The organism is Brevibacillus borstelensis (assembly GCF_036700025.1).
Classification (GTDB): Bacteria; Bacillota; Bacilli; order Brevibacillales; family Brevibacillaceae; genus Brevibacillus; species Brevibacillus borstelensis.
The window spans coordinates 4,353,653-4,373,630 of the sequence record NZ_CP144922.1 but is presented as its reverse complement, the minus strand read 5'-3'; the positions used below and the strand labels follow the sequence as shown (position 1 = coordinate 4,373,630).

The 19,978-nt window shown below is 53.2% G+C and carries 17 protein-coding genes and 1 pseudogene; 15 read left to right on the top strand and 3 right to left on the bottom strand.

The features are described from left to right. Positions 1-40: 40 nt before the first annotated feature. The 8 genes from V5G20_RS20985 (at position 41) to nrdJ (ending at position 9,887) form a co-directional block, all read left to right on the top strand. On the top strand, positions 41-1,285 hold the full coding sequence (locus tag V5G20_RS20985) for an NAD(P)-dependent malic enzyme (RefSeq protein WP_003388007.1): 1,245 nt from the start codon (positions 41-43) through the stop codon (positions 1,283-1,285). A 91-nt stretch (positions 1,286-1,376) separates the two neighbouring features. Further along, the gene (locus V5G20_RS20980; RefSeq protein ID WP_003388006.1) at positions 1,377-2,048 is read left to right on the top strand and encodes a FadR/GntR family transcriptional regulator; all 672 of its coding nucleotides are present in this window, start codon (positions 1,377-1,379) and stop codon (positions 2,046-2,048) included. Positions 2,049-2,133: 85 nt separating this feature from the next. Then, entirely contained in the window at positions 2,134-2,316 is a 183-nt protein-coding gene (locus V5G20_RS20975; RefSeq protein ID WP_003388005.1) for a hypothetical protein, read from the top strand. A gap of 21 nt (positions 2,317-2,337) precedes the next feature. Continuing rightward, on the top strand, positions 2,338-3,246 hold the full coding sequence (gene accD / locus V5G20_RS20970) for an acetyl-CoA carboxylase, carboxyltransferase subunit beta (RefSeq protein WP_003388003.1): 909 nt from the start codon (positions 2,338-2,340) through the stop codon (positions 3,244-3,246). 2 nt (positions 3,247-3,248) lie between these two features. Next, positions 3,249-4,205, top strand: a complete 957-nt coding sequence (gene accA, locus V5G20_RS20965) for an acetyl-CoA carboxylase carboxyl transferase subunit alpha (RefSeq protein WP_024983173.1) — start codon at positions 3,249-3,251, stop codon at positions 4,203-4,205. A gap of 220 nt (positions 4,206-4,425) precedes the next feature. Then, entirely contained in the window at positions 4,426-5,385 is a 960-nt protein-coding gene (gene pfkA / locus V5G20_RS20960; protein ID WP_251237812.1) for a 6-phosphofructokinase, read from the top strand. 31 nt (positions 5,386-5,416) lie between these two features. Beyond that, entirely contained in the window at positions 5,417-7,171 is a 1,755-nt protein-coding gene (gene pyk / locus V5G20_RS20955; protein ID WP_003387999.1) for a pyruvate kinase, read from the top strand. A gap of 460 nt (positions 7,172-7,631) precedes the next feature. Then, a complete protein-coding gene (gene nrdJ / locus V5G20_RS20950; RefSeq protein ID WP_031932234.1) occupies positions 7,632-9,887 on the top strand; it encodes a ribonucleoside-triphosphate reductase, adenosylcobalamin-dependent in 2,256 nt (751 codons plus the stop codon). Positions 9,888-9,950: 63 nt separating this feature from the next. On the opposite strand, the gene V5G20_RS20945 is transcribed toward nrdJ, so the two are convergent. Beyond that, positions 9,951-10,439, bottom strand: a complete 489-nt coding sequence (locus V5G20_RS20945; RefSeq protein ID WP_031932235.1) for an NUDIX hydrolase — start codon at positions 10,437-10,439, stop codon at positions 9,951-9,953. Positions 10,440-10,538: 99 nt separating this feature from the next. Further along, a pseudogene (locus tag V5G20_RS20940) lies at positions 10,539-10,727 on the bottom strand (NIPSNAP family protein); the annotation flags it as partial. A gap of 194 nt (positions 10,728-10,921) precedes the next feature. On the opposite strand from V5G20_RS20940, the gene V5G20_RS20935 reads away from it, so the two are divergent. Together V5G20_RS20935 and V5G20_RS20930 are read left to right on the top strand one after the other, a co-directional pair. Beyond that, a complete protein-coding gene (locus V5G20_RS20935; protein ID WP_003387995.1) occupies positions 10,922-11,353 on the top strand; it encodes an acyl-CoA thioesterase in 432 nt (143 codons plus the stop codon). A gap of 2 nt (positions 11,354-11,355) precedes the next feature. After that, on the top strand, positions 11,356-11,754 hold the full coding sequence (locus V5G20_RS20930) for an FxsA family protein (RefSeq protein ID WP_003387993.1): 399 nt from the start codon (positions 11,356-11,358) through the stop codon (positions 11,752-11,754). A gap of 44 nt (positions 11,755-11,798) precedes the next feature. Here the strand turns inward: V5G20_RS20930 and ytvI are convergent, their stop codons facing one another. After that, entirely contained in the window at positions 11,799-12,929 is a 1,131-nt protein-coding gene (gene ytvI / locus V5G20_RS20925; protein WP_003387992.1) for a sporulation integral membrane protein YtvI, read from the bottom strand. Positions 12,930-13,352: 423 nt separating this feature from the next. On the opposite strand from ytvI, the gene citZ reads away from it, so the two are divergent. The 5 genes from citZ to pnpS all read left to right on the top strand — a co-directional run bounded on the left by citZ (position 13,353) and on the right by pnpS (position 19,898). Beyond that, positions 13,353-14,465 (top strand): citrate synthase, encoded by a 1,113-nt coding sequence (gene citZ, locus V5G20_RS20920; RefSeq protein WP_003387990.1) that lies wholly within the window; start codon positions 13,353-13,355, stop codon positions 14,463-14,465. A gap of 152 nt (positions 14,466-14,617) precedes the next feature. Continuing rightward, positions 14,618-15,901, top strand: coding sequence for an NADP-dependent isocitrate dehydrogenase (gene icd / locus V5G20_RS20915; protein WP_003387989.1), 1,284 nt, complete (start codon positions 14,618-14,620; stop codon positions 15,899-15,901). A gap of 78 nt (positions 15,902-15,979) precedes the next feature. Beyond that, the gene (mdh, locus tag V5G20_RS20910) at positions 15,980-16,918 is read left to right on the top strand and encodes a malate dehydrogenase (protein ID WP_003387988.1); all 939 of its coding nucleotides are present in this window, start codon (positions 15,980-15,982) and stop codon (positions 16,916-16,918) included. Positions 16,919-17,422: 504 nt separating this feature from the next. Then, positions 17,423-18,118 (top strand): response regulator transcription factor, encoded by a 696-nt coding sequence (locus V5G20_RS20905; protein WP_003387987.1) that lies wholly within the window; start codon positions 17,423-17,425, stop codon positions 18,116-18,118. A 16-nt stretch (positions 18,119-18,134) separates the two neighbouring features. Beyond that, positions 18,135-19,898, top strand: coding sequence for a two-component system histidine kinase PnpS (gene pnpS / locus V5G20_RS20900; protein ID WP_338462057.1), 1,764 nt, complete (start codon positions 18,135-18,137; stop codon positions 19,896-19,898). Positions 19,899-19,978: the final 80 nt, after the last annotated feature.

The window sequence follows — 19,978 nt, the reverse complement described above, 5'->3', positions numbered from 1 at the left end:
AGCCCAAACATACATACAAATGAAGAATGGAGTGGTACTTGTGTCCAATTTACGAGAGGAAGCACTGGAACTTCACAGAAAACATCAGGGGAAACTGGAGGCTGTAACCAAGGTGCCGGTGCGCAATGCGCACGATCTGAGCCTGGCATATTCCCCAGGTGTTGCCGAGCCTTGCAAGGAGATTTTCGACGACCCGGCGAAAGTATACGAGTACACCATGAAGGGAAACCTCGTAGCCGTTGTCAGCGACGGTACAGCCGTACTCGGACTGGGCAATATCGGACCTGAGGCCGCTATGCCGGTTATGGAGGGCAAGGCGGTCCTGTTCAAGTCGTTCGCAGGCGTTGACGCGTTCCCGATCTGCCTGAATACAACCGACGTGGACAAAATCGTCGAAACTGTAAAAATGCTGGAGCCGACCTTTGGCGGGGTAAACCTGGAAGACATCGCGGCGCCTGCCTGCTTCGAGGTAGAAGAGCGCCTGAAGCGCGAGACCAATATCCCGATCTTCCACGATGACCAGCACGGTACGGCAATCGTTACTGCTGCCGGTCTGATCAATGCCCTGCGCGTTGTCGGCAAAAAGCTGGAAGAAATCCGTGTCGTAGCCAACGGGGCCGGGGCAGCGGGGATCGCCATCATCAAGCTTCTGTTGTCCATGGGCGTGAAGGAAGTCATCATGTGCGACACCAAAGGCATCGTGTACGAAGGCCGTACGTTCGGCATGAACCCGATCAAGGAAGAAATGGCGAAGATCACCAACCGCCAAAAGCTGGAAGGAAATCTGGCTGATGCGATGAAGGGCGCTGACGTATTCATCGGCGTTTCGGTAGCCGGCGCTGTCACGCCGGAAATGGTGAAATCGATGAACCGCGACGCGATCATCTTCGCGATGGCAAACCCGACTCCCGAGATCATGCCGGAAGAGGCGAAAGCGGCTGGGGCGGCTGTCGTCGGTACGGGCCGTTCCGACTTCCCGAACCAGGTAAACAACGTACTCGCATTCCCGGGCATTTTCCGCGGCGCGCTCGATACGCGCGCAACAGCAATCAACGAAGAGATGAAGCTGGCAGCCGTTTACGCCATCGCCGACCTCATCTCGGCCGAAGAGCTGTCTGCGGACAAGGTAATTCCGGCTCCGTTTGACCCGCGCGTGGCTCCACAGGTAGCTGCGGCCGTGGCAAAAGCGGCGATGGAGACAGGCGTAGCTCGCCTTTCCGTCGATCCGGAGGCGATCCGCCAAAAAACGGCGGCGCTGACAGCCATTTCCTATCAAAAAGCGTAAATTGCGGACGTCATGTGACTAACACCCTCCGGGACAAAGTGATCCTTGGAGGGTGCTTCACCGAAGGCAATCGGGGAGGAGGAGCGAAAGGATGCTTGATTCGCTACAGGAGAGAAAGGTATACGAAGGCATTCTCCTGCAAATCCATCAGATCGTTCAAGAAAAAAATTTGCGTCCTGGTGACAAGCTGCCCTCCGAGCGGGAGCTGTCCGAGCAGCTGGGTGCCGGCCGTTCGTCTGTACGCGAAGCGCTGCGGGCATTGGAACTGCTTGGCCTGATCGAAACCCGCAGGGGAGAAGGCACCTTTTTAAAGCATTACCGTCACAACCGCCTGATTGATATTCTCGGCTTTTTTATCCTCCGGGATTACAAAACGAAAAAAGATTTGATTGAGATGCGCCAGGTCCTGGAGCTGGATGCGGTTCGGATGGCTTGCCGCCGGGCTACCGCGAAGCACTTTGAAGAAATGGAGCGGATCCTCGCTGCGGCAGAGGAGCGGATCGAACAGGGAGAAATTCCGACTGAAGAGGATTACCAGTTCCACCGCGTAATCTGCCGCTCCAGCCGCAATTCCATCCTCCACCGGATTTGGGCGCCGCTTGTGGAATACAGCGATTCTGTCCGCAGTGAATCGCTCTCCCGTGAAGGACGGGCCAGATCAGCAGTAAACGAGCATCGTCAGATCATGGAAGCGATACGAGCAGGAGACGAGGAGCAGGCTGTAGAACGGATGAGAAAGCATCTGGAAAACTCCAAGCTCTGACTTCTCCCGGCCCGATTTGCGGCAGTTGCTGGGGCTGTGATATGATGATGCAGACCTGTATTGGACGATCAAGGAGGAAGCCACCATGTGGACGGTCATCTATATCGCTCCCAGCGAAAAAATCGCGGAACGGATACAGCAACGATTGACAGATGAAGGATTCCTGGTAAAGGTTCGCGAGGCGAAGGTCTCCAAACAGTACGAGATTCTCGTCCCCGAGAGCGAGGTACACGAAGTCCAGGAAGTACTCGGCACGATCCTTCACTGAAGGGAAAGGTGAGGTGTAACTGTGCTTAAGGATCTCTTTGGTAAAAAGCGCAAATTTGCTACAGTCCCCTCGGAAACAATATCGCGTGGAACTCCCCAGGCTGACGGCGCTGTCGAAGCCGTCACAAAAGGCAAGGAAGTTCCCGAGGGACTGATGAATAAGTGTCCGCATTGCGGAACGATTCACTACTCCAAGGACCTGGAGAAGAATCTCCGCGTTTGCAAGGGATGCCAGTTCCATTTTTCGATGTCGGCGCCGGAGCGCATTGCGGCATTGCTTGACGACGGCGTGCTGACCGAAGAATTCGACACGGATTTGGTGACAGCCAACCCGCTTGGCTTCCCAGGCTACCTGGAAAAAGTGGAAAAGGATATGGAAGCGACGAATCTGAAAGAGGCGATCATGACAGGCGAAGGGCTTCTGGATGGGCAGCGCGTCATTATCGGCGTAATGGATTCGCGTTTTCGCATGGCCAGCATGGGCTCGGTCGTCGGTGAAAAAATTACGAGGGCGATCGAACAGGCTGCAGAGCGCAAGCTCCCCTTTATCCTTTTTTCGGCTTCAGGCGGTGCGCGGATGCAGGAAGGCGTGCTCAGTCTGATGCAGATGGCGAAAACAAGCGCGGCATTGGCAAAGCTGGACCGGGAACGCCAGTTGTTCGTGTCTGTCCTGACCAACCCTACTTACGGGGGTGTCTCTGCCAGCTTTGCTTCCCTTGGCGATTACAATATTGCCGAGCCTGGAGCGATGATTGGCTTTGCCGGCAGACGCGTAATTGAGCAGACAATCCGTCAGGAGCTGCCAAAAGACTTTCAAACAGCCGAGTTCTTGCTGAATCACGGGCAACTCGATATGGTTGTGCATCGCAAGGACATGCGCTCGACGCTATCCAAGCTCGTTGAGATGCACACGATTCGGGAGGGAGTATAAAGATGGCGAACGAACTTCCCTTTGAAAAACCATTGGTGGAGTTGCAGGATAAAATCAAGGAATTGCGCAGGTTCACCGAAGAAAAAGGGATTGATTTTTCCGAAGAAGTAGCGCGGTTGGAGCAGAAGGCCAAGGATTTGGCCGAACAGATCTACGGAAGCCTGACGCCGTGGCAGCGCGTACAGCTCGCCCGTCACCCGGAGCGACCCACCACATTGGACTACATTGATCATATTTTTACTGATTTTCTGGAAGTGCACGGTGATCGTTTATTCGGAGACGACCTGGCGATTGTCGGGGGCATTGCCAAGCTGGACGGACGTCCGGTTACCATTGTCGGGCACCAAAAAGGCAAAGATACAAAGGACAACATCAAGCGCAATTTCGGTATGGCCCATCCCGAAGGCTACCGCAAAGCGCTCCGCATCATGCAGCAGGCCGACAAATTTGGCCGTCCGATCATCTGCTTCATCAACACCTCGGGGGCGTATCCGGGGAAAGCGGCGGAGGAGCGGGGGCAAAGCGAAGCGATTGCCCGCAACCTGTTGGAGATGGCGAGATTTCGCGTGCCGATCATCTGTGTCGTGATCGGTGAAGGCGGCAGCGGCGGAGCTTTGGCGATCGGAGTGGGGAACCGCGTCTATATGCTGGAGAATTCCTATTACTCCGTGATCGCACCGGAAAGCGCGGCGGCCATTCTGTGGAGAGATGCCAGTCTGGCGATGCGCGCGGCGGAAACGATGAAGATCACGGCTCCCGATCTGAAGGAGCTGGGAGTTATCGAGGACATCATCGAGGAGCCGTTTGGCGGCGCTCACCGCGATGTGATGCTGCAAGCTTCTCTCGTCAAGGCCAAGCTGCTGGAAGGGCTGAAACAGCTAGAACAGCTCAGTCCAGAAGAATTGATACAGGATCGTTACGAGAAATTTAAACAGATCGGTTCTTACGCCTCCCTCTAAAATGGGGGGCGCTTTTTGCTTTTTTCTGTCGATAAAATCTGATACAATCGTATTCGTAACCGGGACTTGTCAGATCTTTCTAAAAGTATAGCACATTGCTCCCGTGAGTGTAACAGATATGTCCTTGTGACTAATACAGCGTGTAAGAAAGGGAATATCGTACATACTGTTTTGGTTTCAAGGCATCCTAATGACGGAAAGAATGGATGAGGTGGTTTCCATGCAGAAAATTGCAGTTTTAACCAGCGGCGGGGATGCACCCGGCATGAACGCAGCCGTGCGCGCAGCAGTCAGGCGAGCCGCGTACCACGGGATTCAAATGTATGGCGTGTATCATGGCTACGAGGGTTTGATGTATGGCGATATACAGGAAATGACGCTGGGCTCGGTCGGTGATATCATCCACCGCGGCGGAACCATCCTCTATTCAGCGCGAAGTGAAGAATTCAAGACCGAAGTCGGGCAGCAAAAAGCGGTGGATCAACTGAACAGACGCGGAATCGAAGGATTGATCGTCATTGGCGGTGACGGTTCCTTCCGGGGGGCCCAGAAAATGTCCGAAAAGGGTGTCAGGACAATCGGTATTCCCGGCACAATCGACAACGATATCCCTTGCACGGACTTCACCATCGGTTTTGATACCGCATTGAATACAGTTGTCGAAGCCATTGACAAGATCAGGGACACAGCCACATCGCATGAGCGTACCTACATCATTGAAGTGATGGGCAGGGATGCCGGAGATATTGCCCTGTGGGCAGGTCTCGCAGCCGGGGCGGAGTCTATTTTGATCCCAGAAGCGGAGAATGATATCGAGGATATCGTAGAGCGGCTCGAATCGGGACACCGCCGCGGGAAAAAACATACGATCATCATCGTGGCAGAAGGCGTAGGCAGCGCGAATTATTACGCTGACGAGATCAAAAGGCTGACCGGCCTGGAGACGCGTGTAACCGTGCTTGGCCATATTCAGCGGGGAGGCTCGCCGACTGCATTTGACCGGATGCTCGCCAGCCGAATGGGAGCTGCAGCGGTCGATCTGCTGATCGAAGGAAAACGGGACCGCATGGTAGGCATTCGCAACAATGCGATCGTCGACGTCGATTTCCAGGAAGCACTTTCACAAAAGCATCAGCTTGACTTATCCATCTATCAATTGGCACGTACGCTCTCCATTTAATCGGGAGCACATAGCTTAGGAGGGACTTCTTGTGTTACGTAAAGCAAAAATCGTTTGTACCATTGGACCTGCCAGCGAATCAGTCGAGACGCTGAAAAAACTGATTCACGCAGGAATGAACGTAGCTCGGCTAAATTTTTCCCACGGCTCGCATGAAGAGCACGCCGCGCGCATCGTGAATATTCGCCGTGCGTGCGAGGAGACAGGCAAACAGGTAGCGATCCTGCTGGATACCAAAGGGCCGGAGATTCGGACAGGCACACTCGGTGTAGACTCTGTCGAGCTGGTCGAAGGGAATCGGATGATCCTGACGACAGAGGAAGTGGCAGGCACAGCCGAACGCGTCTCCATTACATATGCGGAGCTTCCCCGCGACGTAAAGGCTGGAGACACGATCCTGATCGACGACGGCTTGATCGGACTTTTTGTAGAAAAAGTAGAAGGCAACGAAATTGTGTGCGAGATCAAAAACGGCGGTACACTGAAGAGCAAAAAGGGTGTCAATGTGCCCGGCGTCAAGATCAATCTGCCGGGCATTACGGAGAAGGACGCACAGGATATTGTGTTCGGCATCGAGCAAGGCGTAGATTTTATCGCAGCTTCGTTTGTCCGCAAGGCATCGGACATTCTGGAAATCCGCGAGATTTTGGAGCGTCATCATGCCAAAATCGACATCATCGCCAAGATCGAGAACCAGGAAGGCGTAGACAATGTCGATGAAATTCTCGCTGTTGCCGACGGCTTGATGGTGGCGCGCGGCGACCTTGGCGTCGAGATTCCGGCAGAAGAAGTGCCGCTCGTACAGAAACAGCTGATCAAGAAATGCAACGATCTGGGGAAACCGGTGATTACCGCTACCCAAATGCTCGATTCCATGCAGCGGAACCCGCGTCCGACAAGGGCCGAGGCAAGCGATGTGGCGAACGCCATCTTTGACGGCACCGACGCGATCATGCTCTCCGGCGAAACGGCAGCAGGGAAGTATCCGGTCGAGTCTGTGGAGACGATGAACCGGATCGCGGTCAGAGCGGAACAAGAGCTGAACTACCGGGAAATTCTGTTTGCTCACGCGGTGCAAAAACAGGTGACGATCACGGACGCCATCAGCCAGGCGGTGTCAAATGCGGCGCTGGATCTGGACGCGGCAGCGGTGATTACGGCTACCGAAAGCGGACACACTGCCCGAATGGTGTCCAAATATCGTCCGAAGGCCCCGATCGTGGCGGTCACTCCGCATGAGAGCGTCATGCGCCGACTGGCCCTGGTCAACGGTGTGTATCCGGTGCTCGGAACAGTAGCCAATACAACGGATGAGATGCTGGAGCTGTCCGTGCAGAAATCACTGGAGGCCGGCTTCGTTCGCCACGGCGATTTGGTCGTGATTACGGCAGGCGTTCCGGTACGGGAGGTCGGAACCACCAATCTGATGAAAATCCACGTAATTGGCGACATTGTAGCGAAAGGGCAGGGAATCGGCCGCAAAATCGTGAGTGGCAAGGTTGTCGTTGCCCGTTCGGCTGCTGAAGCATTGGAAAAGACCGAAGCGGGGAGCGTTCTCGTGATGATCGGGACAGACTCCGATATGGTGCCTGCATTTGAAAAAGCGGGGGCAGTTATTACGGAAGAGGGAGGACTAACGTCCCATGCCGCAATCGTCGGGTTGAACCTCAACGTACCGGTCATCGTAGGCGTCAAAAAGGTTACGGACTTGCTGAAAGACGGTCAAACCGTGACTGTTGATGCAGAGCGTGGCCACATTTACACCGGACATGCACGCGTACTGTAGGAACTAGGCAAAAGTGTTTTCCATATAATGGGGAGAGGGTGCCGATATGTACCCTCTCTTTGTCGTGCTTGTTGTCTATCTTCCGCTGGTAGTCTATAGGAGAAAAGTATGGTTTGTTCGAGGCAGGAAGTGAGTATTTTGTGTCGCACGCTTGTCCAATTAGGAATATGTTCCTATCGGACGAGGGGTGCCAATCACAATTTTATCTGGTAAAATTGGATTTTCGCCTGCTCTTGATCGTCTGTCAGCAAAAGCTTGTCAAGTCCTGTTTTTTGCGGAAAACACAATATATTGTGTTGTCGAAAAATCTTTCGCACAATATATAGAAAAATCTATTGTGTTTTTGGGGGAAACATAGTTAACTAGAAAGAGAGATTGCAAGACAAGATGTGGGCACAAGCGCGTAGCTACGGACAGGTACATCGGACGTAGTTTGGCTATATCAGAAGGAGGAACCGAAATGCTGGCAACAGAAACAAGAACCCGTTTTCTGCGGGATGATTTCCTGAATCAATACCCGGATTTTCCGTTACATATGAACCCGTTGGGGCAATTTGTCTACTATCGCACCTACTCTCGGTTTATCCCTGAGCTCGGCAGACGCGAGACGTGGAAAGAAACCTGCCGTCGTTCGATCGACTACAATATGAAGCTGGCTTACCAGCATATGATTAAAATCGGACTCACCCCTGATCTGCGTGAATTGGAGACAGAGGCCGAGGGTCTGTTTGACAACATGTTCAACCTGAAGCAATTCCTGTCCGGACGCACACTTTGGGTTGGCGGCGCGGAAAATGGCGTAGCCGATCTGTATCCGCTGGCCAATTTCAACTGCTCCTTCCTGAACATCAAATCCTGGGAAGATTTGTGCGACCTCTTTTACCTGCTGCTGGTGGGAACAGGAGTGGGCTTCAAGTGCACAAAGCAAATGGCTGAAGGCTTGGCTCCGATCCGGACGAATGTCACTCTGCTTTCTTCCGAGTACAAGCCGCTGCCGATGCATCAGCGACTGGAGCGCTCCGAGCTGAAGGTGCTGGGGAACGGATACGCCAAAATTTACGTTGGCGACAGCAAGGAAGGCTGGGTCGAATCGCTCCGCCACTATCTGCATATTTTGACCGACCCTGCATATGAGCAAATTCATACTGTCAAGATTTCCTATAACAGCGTACGGCCAAAAGGCGAGCGCCTGAAGCGTTTTGGCGGAACTGCCAGCGGCCATGAACCGCTTCGCGAAATGTTCGAAGGCATCGACAAGGTGCTGAAAAACCAGATTGACGCTTCCCTTGATCCGATCGAAGTCGACGAGAAAGGCTACGGCAAGATTCGCCCGATCCACGTCCTCGATATCGGCAATCTGATCGGCGCAAACGTCGTTGTGGGCGGCGTTCGCCGTACGGCAGAGATCTTCCTGTTCGACCACGATGACTATGAGTGCCTGTTTGCCAAATACGGCATCAACGGCTTCTGGACAGAGCAGCAGATCGCCCATCACCAAAAAGTGGGAGAGCTGCTCGGCGACAAAAAGCCTTCCTGGTTTGACAACATCCAAAAGGTGGGCGACGGCCGTTTCGGTCTGGATCACCGCCGCATGTCCAACAACTCGATCGCGTTCAACCAAATGCCGAGCCGCGAGTTCCTGCATCTCGTATTCACGATGATGCAGCTGGAGGGCGAACCGGGCTTCGTCAATCTGGAGGAAGCCAACCGCCGCCGTCCGAATGCGGAAGGCCTCAATCCTTGCGCCGAAATCCTGCTGGACTCTTACGGCGTGTGCAACCTGACGACTGTCAACCTGGTCCAATTTGTAAAAGAGAGTCCGGACGGCTCCAAATACCTCGATCTGGACGGACTTCTGGATGCACAGCGCAAATCGGCACGTGCCGGCCTGCGCATGACTCTGGTGACGCTCGAATTGCCTCACTGGGATGTCGTTCAACAGCGCGACAGACTGCTGGGAACCTCTCTGACAGGCGTCAAGGATGCGATCGCATCGCTGGGATATACGGAGGAACAAGAAGTCGAGCTGCTCCGCCTGCTCGGCAATGCAGCCCGCGAAGAGGCCGACCGTTATGCATATGAGCTGCGAGTCAACTCGCCGCTGCTGGTGACAACAGTAAAGCCGGAAGGAACGCTCTCCCAGGTAGCTGGAGGCGTGTCCAGCGGTCTGCACTGGTCGCATTCTCCGTACTACATTCGCCGGATTCGGATCAATGCCGAAGATCCGTTGGCAAAAGCGGTTCAGACTTTGGGCTGGACGGTTCATCCCGAGGTGGGGACGCCTGGGGAAACCCATGAGGAGCGCATGGCTAATGCCCGTACGCTGGTAATCGATTTCCCGGTTGCTTCCGGTGCGCGCGAGACGAAAAATGAAGTAAACGCCAAACGCCAGTTTGACACCTACTTCCGTTTCCAAAAAGAGTACACGGAGCACAACTCGTCCAACACCATTACCGTCCGTCCAGAGGAGTGGGACGAGGTAGAGGAGATCGTCTACAGCAATTGGGACAACTTCGTCGGGGTATCCTTCCTGCAGCTGGACGGAGGAACCTATCAACTGGCGCCTTACGAAGCGTGCACGAAAGAACAGTACGAAGCGCTCAAGGCGAGCATGAAGCCGTTTGATCCGGCGATTCTGCAAATGTTCGAAAGAGGGGGAGACTCCGATCTTTCGACGGCAGATTCGTGCGAGACAGGGGCTTGCCCGATTCGTTAATCGCATACATGGATATGAAGAAACCGGAGCCAGAACGGCGCAATCGTTCTGCTCCGGTTTTTGCTATTGCGGTGCGGCTGTCGGTTCTTCCATCCGGTAGATCAGCTCATAGGGGGACAGCCGAAACATCTCCAAGCAGATAGAGCCTTTTGTCAGGGCGTCGAGCGTACGGCTGGCCAGTTGGGGACGGGTGATGTATTCATGCAGGTTTTCCTCTGTCAGTTTGACAAAACGGACATCTGTGGTCTCCTCCGATGTCTGCAAGCAGCCCCCGATGGCGACTCCGCGAAAGCCGACAGCGACGATGGCGCTGCTTACGTTGTGATAGACTCCGGTGATGCCCGTGAGCCGGGCTTCGATGCCGGATTCCTCTCTGATTTCCCTGATGACAGCATCCAGCAGACTCTCGCCGACCTCTACCTGTCCGCCGGGCAGCTCCCATGTATCCTGACGATTTCGGGCCTTCACCAGGAGGACCTCGCCGTCGTCGTTCGTGATATAGCCGAAAGCTGCCACGATGTGCTTGGGCGGGTTGTAGGTGCTGGCAGGAATCAGGAAGTCCTGTTTGCATGACAGGTACAACGGTTCGAGGCTGTTGCGCTTTTCTTGAGCCAGGCGATGCAGTTCGTCAGACTTGACAGCGTTCTCGATTCTTTCATACGCTTCCATGCTGTCGTACTCCCAGATGGCAGTCACTTCGTCGCCGCGCTCTGTCGACCATCGTCCGACCAGCCGGGCACCGTGCTTGAGCTGGGCAGGGAGCAGGTATTCTTGGAAAAATGACTGAAATGCCGCTTGTCTGGCTGGATCAATTTGATAGGTACGTCGGCGGTACAGCATTTGATCCCTTCTCTCTTTTTCTATTTTTTCCAACTGTATGATAGACGCAACAGTGCAAAAACCGTTTCCCGGATGGAGCCGCCGGGTTGGGAAAGAAGCGGAATGACGAAAGGGCGACGCCGATAATCGAGTCGGCAAAAGAAGTAGAAAAGGTGTTGTCTGTGATACAATAAGGATAGAAAGGGGCGATCGCGTTGAACTCGACTGTTTATACGCATCGGATACGTGTTCGGTACAGTGAAACGGACCAGATGGGAGTGGTCTACCATGCGAACTACCTCAATTGGTTTGAAGTGGGACGGACTGAATTTATTCGCGAGACTGGCGTGACCTATCGGAGTCTGGAGGAAAAGGGAATCCTTTTGCCCGTTACAGACGTCTCGTTATCGTATAAGCAGCCGGCACGGTACGATGACTGGGTGGAAATCAGGACGCAGCTGGAGGAGCTGTCTATGGTCCGATTGACGTTCGGTTATGAAATATACCGGGTGGCTGACGAACAACTGCTCGTTGCAGGCAAGACCAAGCATGCGTTTACAACGATGGAGATGAAGCCGATCCGGCTGGCCCGCGTGGTGCCGGAGGTATACGCGCTGCTGGAAGAGCGGTGTGCTGGGGGGAAATAGCCATGCTTTTTCGCATATTGCTTGTTCTGTTTATCGTCGTTCCCGCGGTAGAGCTCTGGGGGCTGATCGCGGTCGGAAAGGTGATCGGTCCATGGTATACGATCGCGCTGGTGATTTTGACCGGCTTTGTCGGAGCGTGGCTGGCCAAGCAGCAGGGGCTGCAGGTCATGCGGATGCTCCAGCTGCAGCTCTCCCGAGGCCAAATGCCTACAGAGACCCTGATTGACGGAGCGCTGGTGCTCTCAGGCGGGATTATGCTCTTGATGCCAGGCTTCTTTTCCGATGTTGTCGGAGTCATTTTCCTTGTTCCCTATACACGGATGATTATTCGCCACTTCATAAAAAGATGGCTGTGGTCGCTGATCTCTTCCGGGCGGGTTCATTTCTTCTTCCGGCGCTGACATCATAAAAACAAGCAAAAAAGGAGGCCGTCGCCTCCTTTTTCTTACGTTTCGGTCCCTTTGATGTACCTCCAAATATCGGTAAATACTTTCGCCTTTACAAGCGCGTTGATCAACACCAGGGAAACAGGCCCGATGATGAGGCCGAGAAATCCGAAAATCTGCAAGCCGACGAACAGAGCGACCAGCGTTAGCAGCGGGTCCAATCCGACGTTTTCGGCAACGACCTTTGGCTCGATAATCTGCCGGAATATCAGCACGACTCCGTACAGGATCGACAAGCCGATGACCAGACTGTAGTTCCCTTTGAAAAACAGGTAAATGATCCACGGGATAAATACCGTCCCTGTGCCAAGGTACGGCAGCAGATCAACGAGACCGGTAATCAGTCCGATCGTGACTGCGTATTCGACCCGCAGGATCAAAAGGCCGATGATGACGATGGCAGCTGTCAACGAAATCAACGTAAGCTGGGCTTTGAGGAAGCCGAACAAAGCGGCTTTCAGATCCTTGAAAATCTCGTCAAGCCGGTTGTTGACGCCGTTTGGGAGAAGCTTTCTGAAGCGCTCTTCCCACAGGAAGAAATCCTTGGCAATGAAAAATGCGCCGAGCAAGGAAATCACGAACACTGTCGCCAGGTTCGGCAGCGACACGAGGAAGTTTTTCAAGCCATCGAGAAACTGCACAATGAGCTGCTGTCCAGCTTGCGTAATCGATGTAATTCCCTGTCTGATCGTGTTGTCCAATTTATCCTTGTACGCAAGGTCCAGATGCGAGTAGAACCATTGAATCTGCTCATACAGGCCGGTCAGAAAATCCTGGGAAATCGTCCGCTGCAGGTATTGAGCAAGCTCGTTGGAAAATCCGGGAAGCTTTCTCGCCAATTCTCCAATCTCTACGACTGTCTCGGTGATGACGAGCGTGACGACGCCGCCGGAAATCGCGATTAAAAGAAGGAGGGCGATCGTTACGGACAGCCACCGGGGGAACTTGGCCTTTCTGGTCAAAAACGTCACAGGCCGATGAATGACAAGTGCGATGACTAAGGAGATTAGAAATGGGTACAGTAAAGGTGATGCGAATACAATGAGCTTGAAGCCGAGATAAATGACAAGGCAAACCCATAAAAACCGAATGATTTGAAAGAGGCGTTCAACCCAGTTATGCCGGTTCAATAGTACTCTCCTTTCTATCCACGGAGGAATAGAGAGATGGATTCGTTGTTTTCATAAATGTTTCCAGGCGGCTGTCCCTCCGATCAGCGTGAAAAAACGATCGTGACCGCTTTGTAACTATTATGCAGTATGCTGGTAGGTGCAAGCAAGCTTTGCCATATACACCGGCTTTTTTGCATCTTGTACATTTATCATTCACAAAATCGCAATAATCTTTTATAATTGTGTCGAATTATGGTTGGATTCTTTTTATAACCATGCAGCAGCAGGACCCGTGGGTCTCTCCTCCCTGAAATACGCGTTTTTTATAAAAGCGAATGATTATGTAAGCCGATTTGTCAATCATTCATGTGCGGAGGGTGGTCGTAAAAGGAACCACCAGGACAATTTCATATAGCTTAGAGTGGAAAAGGAGAGAGTTACATGACAGCTACTCGCGGACTTGAAGGCGTGGTCGCCGCTCAATCTTCGATCTGTTCGATTGTCGATGGGGTACTTTGCTATGGAGGTATCAACATCGACGAGCTCGCTGAAAACGCTACCTTTGAAGAGGTTGTGTACCTGCTCTGGCATGGAGCCCTACCGAAGCGCGATCAGCTGGATGCTTTGAAAAAGCAACTGGGCGAAAATGCTGCGGTACCGAAAGAGGTAATCGACAGCATTCGCGCCTATCCAAAAGGCGTACACCCGATGGCGGCGTTGCGCACAGCTGTCTCTTCGCTAGCGCTCTACGACGCAGAAGCGCAGGACATGACTCCTGAGGCCAATTACCGGAAATCGATTCGCCTGATGGCTCAAACCCCAACCCTGATCGCAGCGTATGCACGTATGCGCAAGGGACTGGAACCTGTCGCTCCGAATCCGTCTTACGGGATTGCAAAAAACTTCCTGTACATGCTGACTGGTGCAGAGCCTACCGAAACCGCAGAAAAAGCATTTGACGTAGCATTGATTCTGCATGCGGACCACGAGTTCAACGCTTCTACGTTCGCAGCGCGTGTGACTGTAGCGACCTTGACCGATATCTATTCCGGTATCGTTTCGGCGATCGGCACATTGAAGGGCCCTCTGCACGGCGGAGCCAACGAAGCTGTAGCAGCCATGCTGGCAGAAATCGGTTCCATGGACAATGTGGAATCCTACATCCGTCAAAAGCTGGACAACAAGGACAAAATCATGGGCTTCGGACACCGCGTGTACAAAGACGGAGACCCGCGCGCGAAATGGCTGAAGCAAATGTCCAAAGCGCTCACCGCTCAAATCGGACGTCCAGAGCTGTATGAGATGTCCGTCAAGGTGGAAGAAATGGTGACTGGCGAAAAAGGCCTCAAGCCAAACGTCGATTTCTATTCCGCTTCCGTTTACACCGCTCTCGGACTGGAAAGCGATCTGTTCACGCCGATTTTTGCGATTAGCCGAATGTCCGGCTGGACTGCGCATATCATGGAGCAGTACGAAAACAATCGCCTGATCCGTCCGCGCGCCGACTACACTGGACCGGTCAACCAGCACTACGTGCCAATCGACCGCCGCTAATGACCCTTGCTATTCCGATCGTGGAGGAGGCGGCACCATAGCGGGCCCACACTCCTAAGCACCTGCTTGAGAACTACCACCGAGTGTGGTAGTTCTCCTACGTCTGGAAATATTTTTCTACCATTATTTTCCATATACTGGAGGGATTTCTTGTGTTTAAAAACTTGTCGCAGCCAACTTCTGGCCAAAAGATCACAGTAGATAACGGCAAACTGGTAGTACCGAACAACCCGATCATCCCGTTCATCGAAGGGGACGGTACGGGTCCTGATATTTGGAATGCATCTGTTCGCGTGTTGGATGCAGCCGTAGAAAAAGCATACAAAGGCGAAAAGAAAATCGCTTGGTTCGAAGTATTCGCAGGTGAAAAATCCTTCAACCAATACGGCGAGTGGCTGCCTGAGGATACCCTCACTGCTGTTCGCGAATACCTGATCGCAATCAAAGGCCCTCTGACTACACCAGTCGGCGGCGGAATCCGTTCCATCAACGTGGCGCTGCGCCAGGAGCTCGATCTGTACGCTTGCGTACGTCCTGTTCAATACTTCGATGGCGTTCCTTCTCCGGTAAAACATCCTGAATTGACAGATATGGTGATCTTCCGCGAAAACACCGAGGACATCTACGCTGGCGTAGAGTGGGCTGAAGGTACACCGGAAGTGAAAAAAGTAATCGACTTCCTGCAAAACGAAATGGGCGTGAAGAAAATCCGCTTCCCGGAAACATCCGGTATCGGCATCAAGCCTGTTTCCAAAGAAGGTACCGAGCGTCTGGTTCGCGCAGCGATCAACTACGCGATCGACAACAAGCGCAAATCCGTAACCCTCGTACACAAAGGCAACATCATGAAATTCACCGAAGGCGCGTTCAAAAACTGGGGCTATGCAGTAGCTGAAGCCGAATTCGGCGACAAAGTATTCACATGGGCGCAATACGACCGCATCAAAGCAGAAGGCGGCGACGCTGACAAAGCGCAAAAAGAAGCAGAAGCAGCAGGCAAAATCATCGTAAAAGACGTGATTGCCGATGCATTCCTGCAGCAAATCCTGACTCGTCCGGCTGAGTACGACGTAGTAGCTACACTGAACCTGAACGGCGACTACATCTCCGACGCGCTGGCTGCACAAGTAGGCGGTATCGGTATCGCTCCTGGCGCAAACATCAACTACCTGACTGGACACGCAATCTTCGAAGCGACTCACGGTACTGCTCCGAAATATGCCGGTCTGGACAAAGTGAACCCGTCTTCCGTCATCCTCTCCGGCGAAATGATGCTCCGTCACCTGGGCTGGAACGAAGCGGCAGACCTGATCATCAACTCCATGGAAAAAACAATTTCCGCGAAAACCGTAACCTACGATTTCGCACGTCTGATGGAAGGCGCAACCGAGCTGAAATGCTCCGAGTTCGCTGACGCCCTGATCAAAAACATGTAAGTGTAAAGTACCGAGCAAAAAGGCTTTCTGGGACCATTAGCAAACCAACAAAAAGCAATGCTATGGAGGCGACCTTATATGGCATTCCAACGCAAAAAAATCGCAGTGATCGGCAGCGGCTTCACTGGTGCAACGACAGCATTCATTCTGGCTCAAAAAGAACTGGGAGATGTCGTGCTGGTAGACATTCCGCAACTGGAAAACCCGACAAAAGGGAAAGCGCTCGATATGATGGAATCTTCTCCGGTCCTCGGTTTTGACTCCAGCATCACGGGCACAGCGGACTATGCGGAAATCAAGGATGCTGACCTTGTCATCATCACGGCTGGGATTGCCCGCAAGCCAGGCATGTCCCGCGACGATCTGGTCAACACCAACGCAGGCATCATGCGCTCCGTTGCAGAGCAAGTGAAAACGCACGCTCCGAACTCCATCGTGTTGGTTCTGTCCAACCCGGTAGATGCGATGACCTACACGTTCTTCAAAACGTCCGGTTTCCCGAAAGAGCGCGTAATCGGCCAATCCGGCGTGCTGGATACAGCCCGTTTCCGCACCTTTGTAGCGATGGAACTGAACGTGTCCGTAGAAGACGTTACCGGCTTTGTATTGGGGGGCCACGGCGACGACATGGTCCCGTTGGTACGCTACTCCTATGCGGGCGGTATACCGCTGGAAACGCTGATTCCAAAGGATCGCCTGGACGCGATCGTCGAGCGTACCCGCAAAGGCGGCGGAGAGATCGTCAACCTGCTGGGCAACGGCTCCGCTTACTATGCGCCGGCTGCTTCTCTCGTTCAAATGGCAGAAGCCATTCTGAAGGACAAAAAACGCATTCTGCCTTCCATCGCTTATCTGGAAGGCGAGTACGGCTACAATGACATCTACCTCGGCGTGCCAACCCTGCTCGGCGGAAAAGGCATCGAGAAAGTCATCGAGCTGGAACTGACGGCGGAAGAAAAAGCCGCCCTCGACAAATCCGCCGACTCCGTGCGCAATGTCATGAAGGTTTTGCAATAACAAAGTCCCGCAATAGCTATTACTAGTGAAAGACGCTCCCAAGGGGGCGTCTTTTGATTTTTCCTGAAAAAAGTTAACAATGATTCATGCCTGCTCATCTTCGAATCGCTTTCACCCTTATGCTTCCTGTATCTGCTAAAAACACCCCCTCCAACCACTATGGCTGTAGAGATGAAACAGGAGAAAACGGCAAAGGTCTTTGGGACACTACCCAGGCACCAAAGCAAAAGCGGAACACGCTTTCAGCGTCCAACTCTGAGAGACATCAATGAACCTGCTGCTTTTGGACGCGGTTCCGCTTTTGCTTTGGCGCCGGACACCCCCCCGCCCCCAGCAAGTGTCCCACCGAACCTGCAGCAGTTTTCTCCTGTTTCATCTCCTCCACCACAGCCCCAACAACATCTTTACAAAAAAATTACTTGTCTTACCTAAGCTGGATTTGGCAGACTGGAACGTGAGAACACTAGAGAAGAGCCGAGGACGGCAGCGTAGGGGGGAAACATAATGACAAAGATTTTAGTGGTAGACGACGAGGCGTCTATCGTCAAATTGCTGCAATTCAACCTGGAAAAAGCCGGTTTTCAAGTAATAACTGCCTGTGACGGAAAGCAGGCCCTGGATATGGCTCGCACGGAGCAGCCTGATTTTATTATTCTCGACTGGATGCTGCCCAAGATGGAAGGCATGGACGTCTGCAAAACATTGCGCCAGGAGCGCAACAACACGCCGATCCTGATGCTGACAGCCAAAGACGATGAACTGGACAAAATCCTTGGTCTCGAGCTGGGGGCGGATGATTACTTGACGAAGCCTTTCAGCCCCAGAGAAGTGATCGCCCGGGTAAAAGCGATTCTTCGCCGTACCCAGACATCTTCCGAGGCAGCGGCCGCCCCGGACGAGGTAGTATTGCAATTTGGGGAAATCAGGATTTATCCGGAAAAATACGAAGTGTTTCGAGGCAGTGAGAAGGTGGAGCTGACGCCAAAGGAATTTGAACTGCTCCATTATCTCGCCAGCCATCACGGCAGAGTCCTGACTCGGGACCAATTGCTGAATGCCGTCTGGAATTACGACTTCATCGGCGACTCGCGGATCGTCGACGTGCATGTCAGCCATTTGCGCGAAAAGCTGGAGGAAGACACGAAAAGTCCCCGTTATATCAAAACCGTTCGCGGCCTAGGCTACAAGCTGGAAGGATGACAGGGGGACTGATTCCTTGACGCGATTTCGGATCAAACTCACCCTCACGATTCTCGGACTGATTTCTCTTGTCTTATTATTGATGGGCATGTATTTTGCCAAGGTTTTGGAGCGTTCCTACCTGGAGACGTTGAGCGAGCTTCTGACCCGCGAATCCAAGCTGGTAGCGCAGGCGGTCCGCCCGGAAGTGCTCAGTGACGAAATTACACTGGCCAAGAGGGTGGAACAGGTGGCTCCGGGAGAAGAGGTGCGGCTTACCTTGATAGACCGTACAGGCCGCGTGCTGTTTGACAATACGTATGAACAGGAGCGAATGGAGAACCACGCCGACCGTCCCGAGTTTTCGGCCGCGCTTCGCGGGGAGACGGGTATAGACAGACATTACAGCGAGACGCTGGGCTACGAAATGATGTATGTCGCGGTTCCGATCGTTGTCGAAGATCAAATTATCGGTTCGGTCCGCTCGGCGATGTCGATGCAGGATATTACCGACACGGTACACAATCTGTGGTACAGCCTGGTGACGGGATTGCTCGTTACCCTGGTGCTCGGCTCGATCGTCGTTTCCCGCATTTCTTACAACATCACGAGGCCGATCGAAGAAATTACGCGGGTAGCGAGAAACATCACGCAGCGCGAGTACGAGAGCCGCGTCAGGATCAAGGCAAAAGATGAGATCGGGCAGTTGGCAACCGCGATCAATTTCATGGCGTCCAGCCTTGAGCAGCAGATGTACGAAATCTCGGAAAATCAGCAGAGACTCTCGGGTGTGCTGACCAATATGACAAGCGGTGTCATTTTTATTTCGGAACAGCGCCGGATTATGCTGGTGAACCCGGCGGTAGAGCGGCTGTTGGGAACCTCGGCCAACGACTTGATCGGGAAGCTCCACATCGAAGCGGGGAAAAGCTTCGGACTAAGCCAGTATATCGACCGCTGTCTGGACCGCGGAGAAAAGTTCCGGCAGGAAGTGCATATTTACTATCCGCAGGAGCGCATCCTTGAGGTCAATTTTGCTCCCTACATCAACTTTAAAGGGGAAGCCAAAGGAGTCGTTGTCGTCCTGCACGACTTTACCGAGGTACGCCGTCTGGAGAAGATGCGGAGCGATTTCGTGGCGAACGTCTCGCATGAGCTGCGGACGCCGATCACATCCATCAAGGGCTTTACGGAAACACTGCTGGACGGAGCGATGCAGGACGAAGAGACGTGCCGCAATTTCCTGCAGATCATCTCTGATGAGAGCGAGAGACTGTATCGGATGATCCGGGACATTCTCGACCTCTCCAAAATCGAGCAGAAGCGAATTTCCTTGAATTTGGTGCAGGTCAATGTTCAGGACCTGATCAGCTCGACCGTTGCGCTCCTGCAAGACCAGGCGCAGCGCAAGCAAATCTCGATCACATTGCCCAAAGCAGAGCCGCGAATCACGCTCACGACCGACAAGGACTGTCTGCAGCAGATTATTTTAAATCTCGTGACCAACGCTGTCGTCTACACGCCGGAGGGCGGGGCTATTACGCTTGAGCTTCGTCAGGACAGCAGGCACGTGCAAATCCAGGTGACAGACACGGGCATCGGCATCCCGGAACAGGATTTGCCGCGGATCTTTGAAAGGTTTTATCGGGTCGATAAAGCGCGCAGCCGCGACTCGGGCGGCACGGGATTGGGCCTTGCCATCGTCAAGCATCTGGTAGAAAGCCTCCACGGGCAAATCACGGTGAAGAGCGTGGAAGGAAAGGGCAGCACCTTTACAGTGACACTGCCGATCGAATGGTAGAGAGCTTTTGAAACATTTACACAAAGATAACACTCCCTTTACTCCCGGTATACATTCCCCTTGTACCATGGTCGTGACAG